Here is an 18,386-nt window from a genome sequence, read left to right as displayed (position 1 = left end):
CAAAGCTGCAAGTTCCCGCGATAATACGGTAAACAACCGCATGAATTTCTGCATAAAATGGCATTTTTAAAGAGTAACCTTTAAAGCTATTCTATGTCGACAGAGCAATTATTCTGGGATTTGGTTAGGGGAGGCAAACCAATTATAAAATCACTCCCGCCAAGTTTCGATGGACAGGGAGCCAAAAGTGGATATCGTTATTACCGATTACAACAAAGCAGTGTTGCGTACCTGTACGAAGTAACCAATACAAACACCCGAGAAAAGCATTACGAAGTTTTCGAAAAGTGGATAAATGGTGACGAAAAACGGGAACTGCTTCCCTTCGAAGAACCAGTGGTAAACGAGATTCTTTCGTCGAACAACAACGCGACAGCAATGCAAATATGGGTTCAGGTAACAAGGGAACGGGGCATCCAGAATATGGAAGATTATAGTTGGTGTAAAAAGTGCTGAAAATGTATGCCAAATAAAAAACTTTTATTTTTTCGTCCTTTCGTAAATTAATGACACCTCCCTTTTTATATTCCGACACCCACCAGAACCTTGTCTCAATTTGTGTTTTTAACAATTTAGAACCAACATATAATCAATGCATTATAGCACGTTCTTTCAAGAAAAATAACATAAAATGATTACGTTTATTGTTATACTAGTGTTATTCAGGCTAATGCAAATTCTGAATTCAAGATCGTAAAGTAGTCGGCGATATCCCATCCCTTTTCTCGCTGTGATTCGGTTGATTTTCTTTCTAGCAAGTCAGATAAGTAGACATTGGGGGCTATCTGTTTGATTTGACTCATTTTCCTTTCCCATTGTTCGTATGGTGTCCCCAGTATTCCATCTGTCCCTGCATCTGGGAATAGTAGTATAAACCTTTCCTTCAATGGAACGAACATTTCTGCTTTTAAGAAACTCAACCCTCCTGTGGCCATCCATAGATAATCAGGGAAAATGATCGACATTATAATAGCAGTCTTCTCCGATTCTACGATCGCTATAGTTTTCTCGGGATACTTTTCAGCCAAATGCAAGCCAAACAGGCATTGATCCGGTTTATTCTTCAGTTTTAATATGCTGTGTACCCAAGTAGGATTAAATTGTCTGTTCCTTTTCCCCGTATCTGGACTATATAACATAACCTTACCTCGTCTAACCCCATGTACCTCATCGATGTAAAAAAACACTGTTGCACCATCCCAGAACCTTGAAGTGCCTACCTGATATTCTTTTAGTGCAAATTCCCCCTTTTCGTTGCCATACTGATTACTAATCCATTCCCTGAAATTGTTTTTCTCTCGGGATTGTATGGATGCTTGAACCATCGATGATGGGACGTAATCGGGAGGAAGTATTTTTTTACTCTTTATTAGAGGAGAGGCGTCTACCTGCCCCAAGTAATTTTGCTCAAGATAAGTAATGCTTTCTGCGATATCCAATCCCTTGAATTTCATTATGAAGTCAATTGTAGAGCCTCCTGATTCACAAGAGAAACACTTAAAGTAGTTCTTCCCGATACCCTCATCAATACTAAAGGCACTGTCAGAATTTCCATGTTCATTATTACCACTGTTACAGAAGGGGCAATGTTGAAGTCTGTTCTTCCTAAAACCGATACCGGTTTCTCGCTCGATAAGTGATCTTATGCTGATTGCTTTCGCTGCTTCTATGCTCATAAAAAATAAAAGTTTTTTAAAACCACTTCATTTTTTACACTTTTAGCACTACCCCCAGTTCCTCCATCCGCCTTTAGGGGGTAGTGCCTTTAATTGTTGTTAGTATGCCAGATTTTTATCTACTTTCGATATGTACACCCTGTAATCGCCACTGTTTATTCTTTGTAAACGGATTCCTTTGCTTTCCAATCTGCTTCTGAATTTTGCCATACTCATGGCTTTATAACCATTTATTTGACAAAATGCGCTATAATCGGGATACAATCTTTTAGCAAACTCGAAGTTTACCGAGTCGGCTTTATAACCATTTTCGTCAAGGAACATTCCGACATTATCGGCTTCCAGTTTATACTTCATCAGTGCTTTTTCTGATTTCTCGCAGTAGGTGAAGTTCTTGTTCTCTAGAAGCCTTTGTAAGCCTTCTAATACCCAATTAAACACACCTGACAGTTCTGTGCTAATTATTTTATTTGCCAGTTCCTTGTCTTGCTCTGACTCAGATATATGCTCTTCAAACGGAATTATCAATAGCCTTCTGAAAAAGCCTTCCGTATGTTCGGTCACTCGGGGCAGTTCATTTACGTTAACGATTATCTTCGGGTATTGGGAAATCTGGAATGGTCTACCGTAAGGGTGTCTTGCCTCCATTGGTTCTCCTGATACCATTTGTTTAAATCTGTCAGGATTCAAGTTACTGGGAACTTCGCTGGAATAATTCAGTAGCTTGTCCGAAAACATCGCTCTTGTATACCCACTGTTGTCGGTCAGGTTGTCAAGAGCATAGTTGGAAACGTTATCTACCCCAAACAGTGCGTTCACAATTTCAAAGAGGACTGACTTCCCATTCGCTCCACTTCCGTAAGGCATTAATGCTTTCTCCAGTTTCAGCGTTGAGCCATTGATGAATGCTGACCCAATAAACTCAGCCACAACATACTGAGAAGCGATATCGGGTAGAACCCTGTTTAAGTACTTCTCAAACTGAGGGCATTTAGCATCTGGGGAGTACTCAAACGGTAATTGGTATGTCAGAAAATCCTCTGCCCGAAATTCTCGAAGTTTTTGAACTTTATCGCCAATTTCAAATGTACCGTTCAACAGATTTATCAAAACACCCTTTTGCTTTCGTATGACGGATTTGAAATAACCAGTGGCACGAAACTGTTTGAAGAAACTGTCGAGATTTTCGTAGTAAGTGGAATCAACATACGACACCCCCATCCTTTGGGCGCACTTTCCTAGAAAAGACATAAAACGTTCGTCTTCCACACGCTCCCAGAACATATTGTTATATGCGTAGATATTGTCTTGAAATGTACATATTCCAAGTTTCAGATGTCCTGCGATACGGATTATTGCTTCTACTACCAAAACGATGTAGTGCTTCTTCATAATCTTACCTTTCTCTCCAATTTCAGCTTCCTTTCGAAAATCGATTGGCTTTACCTCCTGTTGAATTGACTCCAAGGGATCATTCTCTTTTATATGTGTGTTCATAACTTCTTGATTTTTAGGATTAAACTTTAGTGATTCATTCTGAATGTCTGCTACCGTTATTTTTCTTGACGGTGCGACAGGTTTTGTTTCAAAATTTTCTTTCATTGTTAGAAAAATTTAAGGGGTTAATAAATGATGACTTGGTTGGCGAGTCTGATTGATTCAACTCCAACCATCCGTCAATTTCTGATTGCTTAAATACATACTGCCCGTCTTGCTCATGGAAAGGTATCTCACCTTCAGCAACCATCCTAAGGATTTTGCTCGGTGGCAACAGTCGATGTATATATCGAATCAATTCTGACAGGCTGAGAAATTCCGTCGGCAGTGTCTTTGATTCGTCAGGATCCTTAATAATATTGTGATCCTCTTTTAATGTCTTGATCATGAGTCTAATGAGTTGGGGCGTAATACTGCTCCACCCAACAGAATGGACTTGTGTTCCGTCTGGCTTGGTAACAAGACATAGGTCGTAATTGTCAACCGAAGATGTTCGTTTTAGTGTTTTAAAAAAAATCATATTAAAAAAAATTGTTTTCGTCCTTCCCCCGATGCTGCAGACTACGGGTTATTTGACTCCTGCAAAATAGTGGCAAGTGATTACGGTGTGTATTCGGTATTTTCACTTTTTCTACAAATTAAAAATCCGCTAAATAACTAATATTTAGCGGATTGAGCATGTGCGTGCAAACTATTTTTACGGTATTACTTCGGTGGCAATAATAAGTCAAGTTCTTCTGCCCATTTGTCGAACTCCAACTTTCCCCTTAGACCACTACAGTACCTCTTTTCCCATCCCAATGATGCAACAACTTGTCCGTACCATTTTTCCCCCATTTTCGAAGAAAGGGAGTAGATCAAATGTTGCACCTTAATTTTCACCTTTACATTCAGATGGGAAAAATCGGCAGTTTCAATTGCCCGAAAGAAATCTTCATCACTGCAGTCCATGATCTTACCATAATCCCTAGTCTCTTTACTTGAGATTTCGAAAATATTACGCATCAAGTCTGGGGCACATCTGAAGTGTGGTGAATATTCTTCCTCTTTTTTTAGCCGTTTGAGTAATTCTTTCTCGTCCACATTCGCTATTGGATATTGCATGATCACTTCATATGCTTTTCTGTTTATTCTCTGAGCCATGAAATTATAAGCGTAAACGGCAGTCGGTTCATTCTGGACAGCCTTCATTAGCCAGTGTTCCGCATATAAGATTAACTTGAGATCAACGGCATCAATATTGTCAAAAATCTTCTTTGTCTGCGATCTTGAGTGACGAACAGCATCCAACTCCGTTGTCCAATTCAGCATGAAATTGTAAAGTTCCTCAGCAACAGGCTGTGATTCAAAATTATCCACCATAAGGCTCTGAAAAAAATCCCCTTTCATCGTTTCAAAGTAATCTTTAATCTTCATTCCAACTTTTTTCCCTTAAAGATAGTCGGTAATGTAGGTGTTCCATTTCGATGCCAAGGGATTATTCTCCACAAATACCACGTAAATGTCAACAACTCGAGAGAGATATCTGGACGTGCTTGCATGGTGTATGTAACCGAACCCTGATCATTACTATTCCAGTAGCTTAACGAGGTCGCATTTGATTTCCTCATCAATCTCCCTGTATCGGGAAAATGCCTTACTACCTTCCTTGTGTCCTGTAAGCGATCCAACCAGATTGGGGTCTTTCACTTTTTTGTACAGGTTTCCCGCAAAGGTTCTTCGGGCTAGATGCGAACTGGCAACCTCATTCAGCGGTTTTTTCTCCTCCTCTCCAGTGATTGTATTAATCACGGTTACTTTACGAGTTAACCCTGCCAATTCAAAAATGTCCTTGATGGCGTAGTTGTAGTTCTGCTCCGCAATGAAGGGTAGAAGCTTCTGCGAGTAGGTGTCAGCATATCTGGCAAGGATTTCCTTGGCAGTTTCATTGAGTGGGACACGAACTGTAATCGGTCTTCCTTCCTTTGTTTTTCTGGGAATGTATTCGATTGCTCCATTAATCAGGTTATCCTTCGTCAGGTTTACGAGATCACCAACCCTACATCCGATGAGACACTGGAATACGAAAATATCCCTCTGGATAGCCAATCGTTCATTTGAACTGAGATCAAAGTGGAGTAAGTTGTTTCTCTCCGTAATGTTTATATAAATAGGAGAGCCTACTACATCCTCCTTAATTTTGAATCGGGAGAACGGATTGTTGGAGGTAATATCGTTGTCGTTTGCCCACTTGTAGAAAGTACGTATGTATCGGAAGATTTTATTCCGCCTGTTCTGTCCACGCTGTTTTGGTGGACGACTGTCAGGGACAGCCTCAAATATCTGCTTGTGCTTCTTGAAAAGCTTCGGTTCATCGATAAGGTAGGTGTCGAATGCTCGGAGTAAGCTTGCATCCACCTCATCCAACTTTAACTGGAAATTGGGGTTGTCAATCTGGCTAAATAATTCGAAACGCTGCATCATTCGCTTGACAGCCGTGTAGTGCTGTTTTATCCGGTCAGTACTATTCCTTTCGGCTAAGAACTGGTCATAGAGAGAAAAAAATACGCTCTCCGTTTTTACCACACGCTCTGTCTCTGTTCGTTCTGGGTGGAGGATCGTTTGTATCTTGTTGTCAAGCCAGTTCTTTTCTTTTCTGTCTGCCTCGGTTGATTCAATGTAAATTTCGAGGATCAGCTGTCTTCTATTGCCAATGAACTTATTGAATGCATTACGTTTGGTCTTGTCGTAGGCGACTTTGGGATTGATGCCTTCCGATTTTGAGTCCCAAACGTTGGGATCGATAAGTTGTTCACTCGTGTAAAAATACTGTTCATTCCGTCCTGCTGACAGTCTGAACCTCACATTTGCTGATTGCGATTTGGTTTTTGAAACCCGAATAAATGCTTTTACAGTTGCCATAAAAATGGTGATTTCGTCAGGCTTGCACAACATTTGCACAACCAATCTCTGAAAATCCCACAAATAGGGCATCTTAGGTGCATTTCCTTGCACAACATTTGCACAACACGTGTCATTTTCAAGCCAAAACAGTTAATAATTACTCTTTTTCACGAGAGAGAATTATTCTATTTAGTGTTCGTGTAATGTGCAGTTAGACAGGAAGATACCGAAGCGGTCAAACGGGGCAGACTGTAAATCTGTTGGCTCAGCCTTCGTAGGTTCGAATCCTGCTCTTCCCACCCGTAAGTTAAAATCGCGACTGATATTTATCGGTTGCGATTTTTTTTTGCCCATTTATTACCTCGAACTCACGTTCAATTGTAAAACCTGCAGTTTGTCCGTAAAAGCATTGTTGGCAATAAGATTGTCAGCAAATCATTTTACGATATGCATTTGTATTCTATTTTTGCCGCCTCGTAAAATACTTAAGATGACGGATCGATGCGAATGTGCCTGTTTGACACAGGCTCAATATGAAAAAACGGAGTTGATGGGCAAAAATGACAAACGTTATTCTTCCTATATAAGCATTTTACACGAAGAGCTTGTGCCGGCCATGGGCTGTACCGAACCGATTGCCATCGCTTATGCCGCAGCTATGGCACGCAAGGTGCTTGAAAAATTACCCGAACGTGTTTATGTGGAAGCAAGCGATAACATCATCAAAAATGTAAAGAGCGTTGTGGTTCCGAATACCGGCAACCTTAAAGGGATTAAAGCAGCTGCCGTGGCAGGTATTGTTGCAGGTGACGCTGATAAGGTATTGGAAGTTATTTCAGATGTCGACGATGATGCGCGTAAAGCCATAGCAGAATATTTGTCAACCAAAGAGGTAACTGTTGTTGCCTCGAAAAGTGGATTGATTTTCGACCTTATTGTTTCTGTTTTCCATGGTAAAAACTCCGTTTCTGTTCAAATCTCGCATTATCATACAAATATCGTCCGGATCACAAAAGATGAGGAGGTTGTATACCATACCCAGCCTTGTGACGATGTAAGTGCTGAGAACAAGACCGATCGTTCAATAATGAATGTAAAAGATATTCTTGATTTTGCCGCATCTGTAGAGCTATCGGAGGTAGAAGATCTTTTGCAGAGACAAATTGGTTATAACTCGGCAATTGCCGAAAAAGGATTACACGGAAATTGGGGAGCCAATGTAGGGACAGTGTTGTTGCAGGCCTGGGACACCGATGATATAAAGGTAAGAGCAAAAGCGATGGCTGCTGCCGGTTCTGATGCCAGAATGAGTGGTTGCGAACTTCCTGTTGTAATTGTTTCTGGTAGTGGAAACCAGGGACTTGCCGCTTCGGTTCCGGTGATCGAATATGCGAAGGAACTGAAGGTTGATCAGGAAACCTTGTACCGTGCACTAATTGTTTCGAATCTTGTTACCATTCATCAGAAAACAGGCATTGGCCGCCTGTCTGCTTACTGCGGGGCCATTTCGGCGGGTGTTGGCGCCGGTGCCGGAATTGCCTGGTTACATGGTGGAGGTTTTAAAGAAGTGGCACATACCATTGTTAACGCTTTGGCAATTGTGTCGGGAATAGTATGCGATGGAGCCAAACCATCGTGTGCCGGAAAAATTGCCACAGCAGTGGAAGCCGGTATATTAGGCTTTCATATGTATAAAAACGGTCAACAGTTTTACGGAGGTGATGGAATTATCCAGAAAGGTGTTGAAAATACTATTCAAAGTATTGGTCGCCTTGGCCGCATCGGGATGAAAGAAACCGATAAAGAGATCATTCGTATCATGTTGGGAGAATAAAAAACTGCTACGATTATAACCGGGAACTAACCTTGAGTTCAACAGAATTTTACATGAAGCTATTTCCAATTTCGGTTCGATGTTATGCTTTCTAATGAGTCAACAGGTCTGATTCATACGTCAAAAATTTATTCCACATGATTTCTGAATGGTTATTTTATTGTTTCGTCCTGCCCAGTAAATAATCTTGTTCCATTTCACAACTATCCTATGTTTTAGCCGTATACGATGTGCTGAATTACCTTCTGATTCAACGTTTTCTCTGAAATTATCCTTTGTCAAATCTTTAAAATAAATTCATTATGAAAAAGATTGTTTTTGTAGTGTTTATTGCATTGCTGACCATGAGCACAATGGGACAGGATGGTGAGCGGAAAGGCTATCTCGGAATGATGATCGGTCCCTCATTTCCTTATGGAAGCTTTGCTAGTAGCGAACAGTACTCGGATGGTTTTGCTAAAACCGGCGTAAACATTAGCCTCTTGAATTTTGGATACAAGCTTTGGGGGAATGTGGGAATTACCGCAGGATGGTTTGGTATTGCAAATCCGATCGACCAAATGAGTGTCGATGGAATGTGGAGTGCCGGAGCTTTAATGGCTGGCCCGCTCTTTTCGGTTCCGTTAAGCGATAAATTTGATCTGGACTTTAAAGGTATGTTTGGTTTTGTTCTACTAAGAAGAAGTTTTGACTATTCCGAAACAGCAGAAGCTACAGGCTCTGGTTACGAAGTCGGAATAATGCTGCGCTATAATTTTGTTCAAAAATGGTGTTTGATGATGAACCTGGAGACTTTTAACACCCGTTTGGATATTCAGCGAGACGAGGACCCGCGGGTGTCAGTAATTAATTTGTCATTTGGAATTGCATACCGGTTAAAATAAACCGAAAAAACAGGTTCGATTATGCTTTCCCATTAAGCTTTTTCTTTTCCTTTTTGGTCATCTCCAACTCCCGGATTTCCTTGGGATGAACAACGGTGTACTCCTTGTTTATTTCCAGCGAATTGGAATTGGCATTCGATAAATGAAATTTGGGACTTAAAAAAATGTAATCGTTGGAGAATAAACGATTGTAATAAACGGCCACTATTAACCGGTCAGATACTTCATTAAGACTGGAAAACGCATCGCCCGGGTAGATGGTCTGATTAAGTTTTAACGGCTTGTTTTCGCTTGTCGCATTAAAATATGTCGCAAGGGTTCCGTCATCATGGAGCAAGGTAATATAGGAGTATTCTTTCGTTGATCCATCTTCCGGTTCTTCATTTAAGTTCGAAAAAATATCCACCACAACACCTTTTCTGGAGGCACATATCTCTTGCCCCGGAATCGCAAGAAAAGCATAAAAAAATCCATCCTCTCTATTGGGAATTACAGAGAGTACCTTATCGGAGGTATCAACTTTCTGCGGAACCGCTGCTTCTCCTTCGCGAAACGGAAGCAGATAAGGAAAATCGAGGTTTAGATCAACCAGGGGATTCGAAGGATACACTTTAAACTCGAACGGAAACCGGGGGAGATTTCGCTCGTGCGATTGCTCCAAAACGAATAGATCGGTAAAACCGGGAGGAATTTTTTTGATGTAAGGCTGTTCCTCGAAAAAGGAAAGTCTGCTGACTTCCTTGAAACTAATATGAATAAATACAGGATATTCGGCTTCGTTGTATGCACTGAAAAAAGTGCTGTTTCTGGCTTGGTTGTAGGAAAGGCGGATTTGAACTTTTTCCGCCTCAATAAAATTTATTTCGGGCAAATATTGATTTTGTGCATAAGTGTCTATCGAAAAAAGAAGCAAAAGGATCAGTACAAATCTTTGGGCCATTTTTTCTATGAAAAACGTAAATATGCTGTCTTTTATTGCTTTATGATAAATGAAATAATTCCCGTCTGGTTAATCTTTTGGATGAGGCTGTCCAAAAAGGCAAGCTGTTTTAAAAGAAACTTACAATTTATAATCGACTTTCATTTTACCCCTCCAAACCTCTCCGTCAGCTGACGGAAGGCTTAAAGTCCCCTACAGGGGATTTAGGGGTGAAAAACCCTGGTGGTTACTTACAAATTGTAACATCAATCTAACACAAGAGAACTTTTGAGACAGCCCCATCTGTTCTTCTGTAAATATTTTACCTCGACAACAGAGGTCATAATTATAAAGATTCGTTCTCTTTCTCTTTTTTGAGTTCTTCCACAAATGGCATTAAATGATCCACGTGCACATGTTCCATCATTACTATTTTGTACCAGCGGGCATTGTCGTTGTGCTGATCGGGTACAAGCCCGTATTTATGGGCCAGCTCGGGCTTGATGTGTTTCGCACGGATGGTTACGATGTTCGAACTTGGGTGACGATAGAAGTCAATCCCGATTTCTTTCAGCTGTCTGCACAACCAGTTGGTGCGGTAATTAAGAATGTGGATTTTCTCAAACCAGTCGTGCGGTCCATAGGTTTGCAGAATCATCCAAACAGCAATGGCATTGGCGCCCGAGCGGCTTCCGATAAGCGTTGCATCCAGTCCGTGTACGTATTGTGCCTCGTTGGTAAACACATAGTCGATAAGGCCTTTCCCGGCCACAAAAATACCTGTGCCAAACGGCGCCTGTACCATTTTGTGGGCATCGAGTGTTACCGAACTAATGTGCGGGTTTTTAAAGGTCATCCGATCGTTGTCGGTACTGAAGGGATAAACAAAGCCTCCAAAGGCTCCGTCGATATGAATTTTGAAATCAACACCGGCAGCCTCCAGCGTTTCCGAATAGATGGTAACATCGTCAACCGACCCAAACATGGTGGTCATCATGTTAGCTACCACAATAAAATATTTTTTACCACTTAAAATGGCTTTCGAAATGCTTGCTGTTACCTGTTGGCGGGTGATTTCGCGGGTGTCGTCGGTAACCGGAATCTGCACAAGATCCAGGTTCAACAGGTTGGCGGCTTTGTGCATAGAATAGTGCGAATCTTCGGAGCAGAGAATACAAATCTCGTTGTACGAAGCCCCGTGGTTTCTTTTAAATAGGTTCCGGTAGATCCATATGGCCTGAATGTTGGCCTCGGTGCCGCCCGAAGCTACATATCCGTCGTACTGTCCGGCCGGGCACAGTAAAATATCTTCCGCCACAATTCCGATCAGTTCCTTTTCCAGCTTTTGGGTGCCGGCAAAAAAAGGCTCCGATTCACCCATTGTATGGCAACCAATGTGGTTGGGATTGTCTACCATTGTTTTAAGAAAAGGCGCATTGTTCTGAAACGCAGCGTCTCTGTTAAATACGGTTTCGTCGAGGTGGGAGGCCGGAATTCCCAGGATGGTTCGTTCGTGGTAATCGACGTTTTGATTCAGCGCTTCATCCACGCGTTGGTTGATTTCGTTTCGGGTTAGTTTCTTCCAGTATTGCATATAAATTTGTTTTTCAGCATGTAATCCCGACAAATGTACTTTTTGTCGATTTTTGATTCAATGATTTACACCTTAAAAATTGAATAAAATTGCCTTTCTCTTGACATGATCCGAAGAGTTTCACAGGGGCAATGCCTTTTGAATGTTAGTTGGCCACTTCAAAAAGCAATTTTACTTCCGGGTCTAATTCAATGTCGCGGACGTTTCCGCTTACCTGTAAAACTTGTTGGGTGGTTGAGTCTGAAACATCAATCCGGAAAGTAGCAAACCCGCCATTTTCGTAGTATAGTTTTAACTCAAGCGGAAAGCTGAACAAAGCTTGCTTTTGAGTCTGTTTGATGTTTATTTCGATGGTTTTGTCCGATGTTTGTTGCCAGTTCCAGTCAATAAGCGGATGCCCGGCTTGCCGAAGCCATTGGGCAAAAAAGCTTTCGAGATTTTCGCCCGAGGTTTCTTCCATTACTTTTCTGTAATCGGAAGTAAGTGCCGTTTTGTTTTGGTATTCACAGTAGTAGTTTCTTAGTCCGGCAAAAAAAACATCATCGCCCAGTTTGTGGCGCAGCATGTGTAAAAACCAGCTGGCTTTTTGGTACGAGTTGGCATTCAGCAGCTGTATGTATTCGGTAACGGTGGTATCAATGATCGGGGCAGGATGACGGTGAAAATACCCGATTACCCGCGCGCGGTCTTTTTTCAGTCCGTTCCGGAACATTTCTTCTCCGTAAAAGTGCTGGTTGTAAACATGCGTAAGGTAAGTGGCAAAACCTTCGCTAAGCCAAACGTGGTGCCAGTTTTCCTCGGTGGCCGAATTTCCGAACCATTGATGTGCCACCTCGTGTGCAAACAAGTCTTCCTGACTTTTGTCGGAGATGGCGCTGTTTTCGTTGTAAAAAATACAGCCGGCATTTTCCATTCCACCATAACGTGTTTTGGATTGAACATGCGCCAGCTTTTCATACGAATAAGGTCCGATCAATGCAGAAAAGTATTCGAGCGCTTTTGTGCCATAGCGGTAGTTGCGAAAACCCTTTTCCCGGTTTTCCTTAAATACCCAAGAATTAACCGGAATCTGGTTCCAAACGGTATCGTTTCCTACGGCAAAATCGGCGGCGCCAAATACCATTACTTTGGTAGATAAAGGAACTTTTTCTTCCCAGTGCGTAAGTATTTGATGATTGTCCAGTCCTTTCTCTTCAACGAGTTTGCCGCTGGAGACGACTTTGTAATGACCGGGCGCTTTTACAACAAATTCCAGCGTGGCTTTGTCCGAAGGATGGTCAACGACAGGCAGCCAGTAGTGCGCGCGATTGGGCCAGTTATCGCCAAAAAAAGTGCGGTCTCCGTAACGGTTCTGGTCAATAATCAGCCCGTCGGCCGGAACCCCGGAGTATTCGATCGTCAACTCAAGTGTTTCTCCTACATTTATTTCCTTGCCGGAATTGATAAGCAGCTGCTTTTTAGTTTGAATGAACTTCGCTTCTGCAGAATTTGCGAAAACTTTTTCCACTTTCATGCCCTTGCCGGAGGAGGGATCAAAAGCATCCAGATCGAGTTGAATTTCGTTGGTCTTTTTGAGAAAATGGAGGAGGATATTTGTGTTTCCTGCGATCCGGTTGTTGTCGTCGTTGATCGTAATTTCAAAACGATAATGCTGCACGTCAAGGCTTTCAAATCGCTGCTGGTGATTTTGGGCCTTTGCCTGAAAAAGAAAAAAAGCAAAGCAGAGCGAAAACAGGATGGATGAAATGCGCATGTTACCAGACCGTTTTTAAAATTCCACCATCCACTGCAAGACTTACTCCGGTGATGTACGATGCTGCCGGAGAAAGCAGAAAAGCGCCTGCTTTCCCAAATTCTTCAACAGTGCCATATCTTCCGAGCGGAATACTTGCTTCAAACTTTTCTTTCACTTGCTGTGCTGTTGCTCCCGATTTTTCTGAAATATTTTGATCAAGGGCTTTTACCCGGTCGGTATCTATTCGGCCGGGAACCAGGTTGTTTACCCGGATGTTTTCGGCTGCCAACTCATTCGACAGGCTTTTTACAAGACTCGTAACTCCCGAGCGAAAAACATTGGAAAGCAACAGTCCGTTGATGGGCTCTTTCACCGAGAGGGAAGTGATGGTGAGAATGGAACCTCCGCCACTGGTGCGCATGGCTGGAAGTACGCCGCGAATCAGGCGAACGGCACTCATCAGCGTCAGGTTAAACGCAGCTTCCCAGTGCTGGTCGTCAAAGTCGTCGAAATTCCCGGGAGGCGGACCGCCTGCGTTTACCACCAATCCATCGATTTGCTCAAAAGCCAGTGTAACATCGGATATCCAGTTCCGAATTGAATCCGGATCTGCCATATCTGCCACCGAAGCATAAACGTTAGCCCCGGTTTTCGAACGAAGCTTTTCCGCTGCTTTCTCCACATCGGCTTCCGTGCGGCTGGCAATACAAACCGTGGCTCCGTTTCGGGCCAGTTCCTGTGCGATGCCAAATCCAAGCCCTTTGCTCGATGCGGCTACCATAAAGATTTTATCCTGTAATTGTAAATCCATACTTGTTAAGTTTAACGTTCAGCGTTCAATGTTCAAAGTCTGACCTTTCATGAATATGTTTTGTATTCCATCCCATTAAAGCATTTTCGCATTCAAGCATTCATTCAATCCCTCAATCCTTCATTCCTTCATACTTTTCCAAGGCGTACGTTGCAAAAGAGGCCAGCCAGTGTGCCCCGGCATATTCGCCCGAATCCATTTTTTCGTAACTGTAATTAAAATGCGCCACTCCCAGTTCCATCATTTTGGGATTGTTTAATCCGTGTCCCATTTCAAAGAGGCACCAGGCGCGGCTAAAGTTTAAGCCGTCGAGATGTGCGAGTTTACCATCGCTGCGGTCGGTCACTTCCGCAATTTGTATGTATTTCGCCGGATTCCTTTCAAAACCCGGAAGAAACTTCTTCATCCATTTTTCAAATTCCTTTTTGGGCGTTATTTTCTGCATCAATGAGGCTTCCTGCAAACAGGGCGACAGAAAATCAAAACCACCGGGCTCCCATGTCAGCGGGCATTTGCAATCGTTGATGTAATATTCCATGGCTTTCTTTCGAATCTCTTCAGCCAGCTGCGGATGGTATTTTTCTGCCCAATCGTAGGCGAACGACATTCCGAAAGCGATGTTGCTGTGTTCCCCGATTCGGATCGGGTATTTTAGCTTTTCGAGAAACTCAATAAATTTTTCCGAGATCACGGCTACCAGTGGCGATAGGTTTTCCTGCATTTCTTTTGCTTCCGGTGTTTCCCATTCGCGAAGGGCCTCGTCAAGTTTCAGCAGCCAGGCCCAACCGTAAGTGCGCTCGAATGTGGTGTTTTGCCCGTCGTTGAAATATTCAATTTCTTCCAGGATGTTTTCGCGGGTAAGGTTTTTCCGAAGTTTTGCGATGATTTCATTCCGGTGTTCAAAATCAGAAAAGCGGGAGAGGAGAGTAACCAAAGTCCAGTGTCCGTGAACCGACGAGTGCCAGTCGAAACATCCGTAAAAAGCCGGGTGAATTTCGCGTGGTGGCATTAAAAAACTGTCGTCGCCCAACACGCCTCCGGGTTTATTCGGATATTCCTGGTCGATGCATTCGTAAGCGAAATGATACAGGTATTCGGCTTTCTTTTGGTCGAATTCGATAGCGGACTGGGCCATCGCAGCAACTGAAATAAGAAACAGGGTGACACTTGAAATGCAGACTTTCATGGGTATTGTATTTTGTCGATGAAAATAGAACTAATTCATGAAAGCTAAAATCATTTCCTGTATTTGTCGTTCAACGCGCGTTGTTTCTTTTTGACAAAAGAATAAAGGCTTCTTTTTATTCGGAATCATTTCTTAAAGCTTCCTGTCCACATTTCCAATTTTAGAGCTCTTTATTTCTTACGGGTAAAAATGGCCACAATGGCAGAAGTAAACAATCCCATCAGCGGGGCAAACATCGTGCTTTCGACCATATACGACTGCAGGTTAAAGGTAGCTTCTGCCTCTTCGCGGCTCATTTGCCCTTTTTCAACCACAAAGGCGATCATGTTTTCGAAGTAATGTGGCGTGATCACTTCCAGCGTTATGTACTGGGCAACTGGTGTAAGAACGGTGATTCCCAATGTGAGGATAAGGCCGGAAATAAATCCCTGGATCCAGTTCATTTTCCCGCCAAAGTCTTTTTTGCGTTTATCGAGCAAAGCCAGTGCATAAACGGCAATGGCTGCCACTGCAAAGAAATTGGTTACGAGGTAGTGGTATTCGATGTTTTTGTCGTGAAGGCCGGTAATGCGTTCTGCTACCATCCAAAGAAGCATGACCAGGATGAAAATGAAGGCCCACTTAATTTCTATTCCGACTTTTTTCATAAGAATGCATTTTTCAGAATTAAAAGCTTCCTACAAATTACAACAGAATTTTTTAGGGACATCAGTATTTATTCTTTTTGTGTTCTTTCATCACCGCTTTAACCATTTTTCCGAACTCTTTTCCTTTTTGTCGCTTCTCATGAATGGTACTTGAGAAATGTTGCTGCTCGCGTTTTAGTTTCAGATAGTTTTCATAGGTTTCTTCCGAAAGCTCACCGTTCTGAATGGCTGCGAGCACGGCGCATCCTTTTTCTCCGGTGTGCGAGCAGTCGTCGTACCTGCACGAATTCGAGAGTTCAGTTATCTGGTCGTAGGTGAGTTCGATCCCCGAACTTTCGTCGGTCATTCCCAGCTCGCGCATCCCCGGCGTATCGATTACAATACTGCCGTTTTCGAGTACAAACAACTCGCGGTGCGTGGTAGTGTGCCTCCCTTTTTGCGTGCTGGTGCTGATGGCCGAGGTGGTGAGTTTCACTTGGTTGGAAAGATGATTGATAATGGTCGATTTTCCAACGCCCGAAGAACCCACAAAACAATAGGTAACATTGGCTTGCATCGCTTCTTTCAGGGTGTTGTAACCTGTTCGGCTTTCACTGCTGATGGCGATCAGTTTTACATTGGGCAGCCGTTTCCGGGTCATTTCCACTAAAGAATCGATTTCATTTTGAGCGATGAGGTCGATCTTGGTGAGAAGGATCATCGGTTCAATCTTCCCCGAATAGCAAATGGCAAGGTATCTTTCGAGGCGATTGATGTTGAAATCGTGCCCGACCGATTGCACAATAAAAGCTACATCGATGTTACTGGCGATAATCTGTATGTCGGCTTGTTTTCCAACTGCCTGTCGTGAGAGGGAAGAATACCGGGGAAAAACCTCCAGTATAATGGCATTTTGCGCATCCATCGGAGTAATTCTTACCCAGTCGCCAACAGCAGGGAAGTCGGCGCGCGACCGGGCAGAAAAACGGATGTTCCCCGTTATTTCTGCCTGGTAAACGCCTGCTTCGGTTTGTACTATGTATCGTTCTTTGTGTTCGATGATTACCCGTGCCAGCTCCGACGAATCCACTGATCCGATCAATCCGGCCATTTTTTCTGAGAATCCTGGTAATTTCATAGGGCTATTCTCCTATACTTTTTTGAATTTCCATTTTCCTTTTCTGAAAAGATAAAGGGCCAGCAAGGCGAGAAGTGTCTCGGCCACCACAATGGATGTGGCAGCGCCTGCCAGTCCCATTCCAAGTGTAACCGCCAGTACATAGGCGAGGGGAACTTCAAAGAGCCAGAAACAAAAAAAGTTGATCTTCGTTGGGGTGATCGTATCACCGCTTCCGTTAAAGGCCTGCATCAGCACCATGCCCATCGCGTAACAGAGAAATCCAAGACTGATAATGCGCAGCGAAAGAATTCCGTTTTGCATGACGGCACCTTCTTCCACAAAAACGCCTATCCAGAAATCGGGGAAAAATACAAACAAGGCTCCGATTATTCCCATAAAAACCACGTTGGCATAAGCGGCTATCCATACCGATCGTTCGGCACGTTCGGGATGGTTGGCACCCAGATTTTGCCCCACAAGGGTAGCGGCGGCATTGCTCAATCCCCAGGCAAGCAGCAAAGGGAAAATTACGATGCGGATGGCGATGGTATAACCCGCAATGGCATCGGCACCAAATACGGCAATAATGCGCATTAGCAGAATCCAGCTAGAAGTGGCAATCAGGTTTTGCAGAATTCCTCCTCCCGAAATCCGAAGAAGTTTCCACATTACGCTTAACTTAACTTTCACGCTGTCCCAGTACAATTTGATCCGGTATTTTCCGCTCCACAGCAGGTAAAACTGGTAGATTACTGCAATTCCCCGTCCAATGGTGGTGGCAATGGCAGCCCCGGTTACACCCAGCTCGGGGAAGGGGCCATAGCCAAAAATCAATAGCGGGTCGAGTATAATGTTGATGATGTTGGCCAGCCACATAACACGCATGGAAATGGCCGCATCGCCCGAGCTGCGAAAAACGGCATTGATAATAAACAGCAGCATAATGATGAGGTTGCCGCCAAACATGATGGCCGGGTACATGTAGCCCTCGTTGATCACTTCTTCGGTACCGCCCATTAGCCGCAGAAAGTCTTTGGCAAAAATAACTCCCGGAATGGCGATCAATACCGATACGATGGCACCCACCAAAATGGCCTGGAAAGCAACCACTCCCGCCTGTTTTTGTTTCTTCTCCCCAATCCGGCGCGAAACAAGGGCCGTAGTAGCCATGGCCAGTCCACTGCCCACCGCATAAATAATGGTCATAACCGATTCGGTAAGCCCAACGGTGGCCACCGCGTTGGCTCCCAGCCTTGAAACAAAAAAGATGTCGACAATGGCAAAGATCGACTCCATAAACATTTCGAGAACCATGGGCACAGCCAGAATAAAAATAGCTTTGCCCGTACTGGTTTCGGTGAAGTCGCGCTCCGTTCCTGCGATGGCTTCTTTAATATCCTGCCAAAGGGTTTTATAATCAATATCTTTGATCCGACGCAAAGACACAATTGTTGACTTAATTGATAACATGTGAAAAAATAGATGGAATTAAATACTTATAATTTGAATACTCTCTCTCAACCTGCCTAGAACGGCAGGTAGACGGCGGCGATAATGGTTGTAAAAGTATTCATCGAAGTATTTTTTCTATTTGTTCGACAAATATAGGCCGGAAAAATGC

The 18,386-nt window shown here is 43.2% G+C and carries 16 protein-coding genes and 1 tRNA gene; 4 read left to right on the top strand and 13 right to left on the bottom strand.

Annotation, left to right across the window (positions count from 1 at the left end):
* The first annotated feature begins 93 nt into the window (after window positions 1-93).
* Complete coding sequence (locus tag INQ51_RS08485; protein WP_233377543.1) at window positions 94-456, top strand: hypothetical protein; 363 nt, start codon at window positions 94-96, stop codon at window positions 454-456.
* Window positions 457-662: 206 nt separating this feature from the next.
* Here the strand turns inward: INQ51_RS08485 and INQ51_RS08480 are convergent, their stop codons facing one another.
* From INQ51_RS08480 to INQ51_RS08460, 5 genes are all read right to left on the bottom strand, one after another.
* Window positions 663-1,676, bottom strand: a complete 1,014-nt coding sequence (locus INQ51_RS08480) for a DUF6371 domain-containing protein (protein WP_233377542.1) — start codon at window positions 1,674-1,676, stop codon at window positions 663-665.
* 99 nt (window positions 1,677-1,775) lie between these two features.
* Window positions 1,776-3,278: a phage/plasmid primase, P4 family gene (locus INQ51_RS08475; RefSeq protein WP_233377541.1), complete on the bottom strand. Its 1,503-nt coding sequence runs from the start codon at window positions 3,276-3,278 to the stop codon at window positions 1,776-1,778.
* Window positions 3,262-3,561, bottom strand: a complete 300-nt coding sequence (locus INQ51_RS08470; RefSeq protein ID WP_233377540.1) for a helix-turn-helix domain-containing protein — start codon at window positions 3,559-3,561, stop codon at window positions 3,262-3,264. Before INQ51_RS08470 ends, INQ51_RS08475 begins: the two co-directional genes overlap by 17 nt.
* 317 nt (window positions 3,562-3,878) lie before the next feature.
* Complete coding sequence (locus tag INQ51_RS08465; protein ID WP_233377539.1) at window positions 3,879-4,589, bottom strand: hypothetical protein; 711 nt, start codon at window positions 4,587-4,589, stop codon at window positions 3,879-3,881.
* A gap of 153 nt (window positions 4,590-4,742) precedes the next feature.
* Window positions 4,743-6,074, bottom strand: coding sequence for a site-specific integrase (locus tag INQ51_RS08460; RefSeq protein WP_233377538.1), 1,332 nt, complete (start codon window positions 6,072-6,074; stop codon window positions 4,743-4,745).
* Window positions 6,075-6,274: 200 nt separating this feature from the next.
* Between INQ51_RS08460 and INQ51_RS08455 the strand changes: the two genes are divergently transcribed.
* The 3 genes from INQ51_RS08455 to INQ51_RS08445 all read left to right on the top strand — a co-directional run bounded on the left by INQ51_RS08455 (window position 6,275) and on the right by INQ51_RS08445 (window position 8,774).
* A tRNA-Tyr gene (locus INQ51_RS08455) sits at window positions 6,275-6,355 on the top strand.
* 191 nt (window positions 6,356-6,546) lie between these two features.
* On the top strand, window positions 6,547-7,890 hold the full coding sequence (locus INQ51_RS08450; protein ID WP_233377537.1) for a serine dehydratase subunit alpha family protein: 1,344 nt from the start codon (window positions 6,547-6,549) through the stop codon (window positions 7,888-7,890).
* Window positions 7,891-8,192: 302 nt separating this feature from the next.
* Window positions 8,193-8,774, top strand: a complete 582-nt coding sequence (locus INQ51_RS08445) for a hypothetical protein (RefSeq protein WP_233377536.1) — start codon at window positions 8,193-8,195, stop codon at window positions 8,772-8,774.
* A gap of 19 nt (window positions 8,775-8,793) precedes the next feature.
* Here INQ51_RS08445 and INQ51_RS08440 read toward each other — a convergent pair whose 3' ends face one another.
* The 8 genes from INQ51_RS08440 to INQ51_RS08405 form a co-directional block, all read right to left on the bottom strand.
* Window positions 8,794-9,714 (bottom strand): hypothetical protein, encoded by a 921-nt coding sequence (locus INQ51_RS08440; protein WP_233377535.1) that lies wholly within the window; start codon window positions 9,712-9,714, stop codon window positions 8,794-8,796.
* Between the two features lie 325 nt (window positions 9,715-10,039).
* Window positions 10,040-11,287: a pyridoxal phosphate-dependent decarboxylase family protein gene (locus INQ51_RS08435; protein WP_233377534.1), complete on the bottom strand. Its 1,248-nt coding sequence runs from the start codon at window positions 11,285-11,287 to the stop codon at window positions 10,040-10,042.
* 145 nt (window positions 11,288-11,432) lie between these two features.
* Window positions 11,433-13,040, bottom strand: a complete 1,608-nt coding sequence (locus INQ51_RS08430; RefSeq protein ID WP_233377533.1) for a M1 family metallopeptidase — start codon at window positions 13,038-13,040, stop codon at window positions 11,433-11,435.
* Between the two features lies 1 nt (window position 13,041).
* Complete coding sequence (locus INQ51_RS08425; protein ID WP_233377532.1) at window positions 13,042-13,833, bottom strand: SDR family oxidoreductase; 792 nt, start codon at window positions 13,831-13,833, stop codon at window positions 13,042-13,044.
* A gap of 112 nt (window positions 13,834-13,945) precedes the next feature.
* Window positions 13,946-15,019 (bottom strand): DUF2891 domain-containing protein, encoded by a 1,074-nt coding sequence (locus tag INQ51_RS08420; RefSeq protein WP_233377531.1) that lies wholly within the window; start codon window positions 15,017-15,019, stop codon window positions 13,946-13,948.
* Window positions 15,020-15,189: 170 nt separating this feature from the next.
* Window positions 15,190-15,666 (bottom strand): DUF4199 domain-containing protein, encoded by a 477-nt coding sequence (locus INQ51_RS08415; protein ID WP_233377530.1) that lies wholly within the window; start codon window positions 15,664-15,666, stop codon window positions 15,190-15,192.
* 61 nt (window positions 15,667-15,727) lie between these two features.
* Window positions 15,728-16,783, bottom strand: coding sequence for a ribosome small subunit-dependent GTPase A (gene rsgA, locus INQ51_RS08410; protein ID WP_233377529.1), 1,056 nt, complete (start codon window positions 16,781-16,783; stop codon window positions 15,728-15,730).
* 12 nt (window positions 16,784-16,795) lie between these two features.
* On the bottom strand, window positions 16,796-18,205 hold the full coding sequence (locus INQ51_RS08405; protein ID WP_233377528.1) for an MATE family efflux transporter: 1,410 nt from the start codon (window positions 18,203-18,205) through the stop codon (window positions 16,796-16,798).
* Between the last annotated feature and the right edge of the window lie 181 nt (window positions 18,206-18,386).

This window comes from Maribellus sp. CM-23, from assembly GCF_021354595.1.
Classification (GTDB): domain Bacteria; phylum Bacteroidota; class Bacteroidia; order Bacteroidales; family Prolixibacteraceae; genus Draconibacterium.
The sequence above is the reverse complement of the archived record's forward strand: the minus strand, read 5'-3'. Positions and strand labels throughout refer to the sequence as shown.

Coding starts and splice junctions, on each gene's coding strand:
- INQ51_RS08465 (WP_233377539.1), bottom strand. CDS start 4,589: ATGAAGATTAAAGATTACTTTGAAACGATGAAAGGGGATTTTTTTCAG.
- INQ51_RS08475 (WP_233377541.1), bottom strand. CDS start 3,278: ATGAAAGAAAATTTTGAAACAAAACCTGTCGCACCGTCAAGAAAAATA.
- INQ51_RS08450 (WP_233377537.1), top strand. CDS start 6,547: ATGACGGATCGATGCGAATGTGCCTGTTTGACACAGGCTCAATATGAA.
- INQ51_RS08420 (WP_233377531.1), bottom strand. CDS start 15,019: ATGAAAGTCTGCATTTCAAGTGTCACCCTGTTTCTTATTTCAGTTGCT.
- INQ51_RS08440 (WP_233377535.1), bottom strand. CDS start 9,714: ATGGCCCAAAGATTTGTACTGATCCTTTTGCTTCTTTTTTCGATAGAC.
- INQ51_RS08425 (WP_233377532.1), bottom strand. CDS start 13,833: ATGGATTTACAATTACAGGATAAAATCTTTATGGTAGCCGCATCGAGC.
- INQ51_RS08445 (WP_233377536.1), top strand. CDS start 8,193: ATGAAAAAGATTGTTTTTGTAGTGTTTATTGCATTGCTGACCATGAGC.
- INQ51_RS08435 (WP_233377534.1), bottom strand. CDS start 11,287: ATGCAATACTGGAAGAAACTAACCCGAAACGAAATCAACCAACGCGTG.
- INQ51_RS08470 (WP_233377540.1), bottom strand. CDS start 3,561: ATGATCAAGACATTAAAAGAGGATCACAATATTATTAAGGATCCTGAC.
- INQ51_RS08485 (WP_233377543.1), top strand. CDS start 94: ATGTCGACAGAGCAATTATTCTGGGATTTGGTTAGGGGAGGCAAACCA.
- INQ51_RS08460 (WP_233377538.1), bottom strand. CDS start 6,074: ATGGCAACTGTAAAAGCATTTATTCGGGTTTCAAAAACCAAATCGCAA.
- rsgA (WP_233377529.1), bottom strand. CDS start 16,783: ATGAAATTACCAGGATTCTCAGAAAAAATGGCCGGATTGATCGGATCA.
- INQ51_RS08430 (WP_233377533.1), bottom strand. CDS start 13,040: ATGCGCATTTCATCCATCCTGTTTTCGCTCTGCTTTGCTTTTTTTCTT.
- INQ51_RS08480 (WP_233377542.1), bottom strand. CDS start 1,676: ATGAGCATAGAAGCAGCGAAAGCAATCAGCATAAGATCACTTATCGAG.
- INQ51_RS08415 (WP_233377530.1), bottom strand. CDS start 15,666: ATGAAAAAAGTCGGAATAGAAATTAAGTGGGCCTTCATTTTCATCCTG.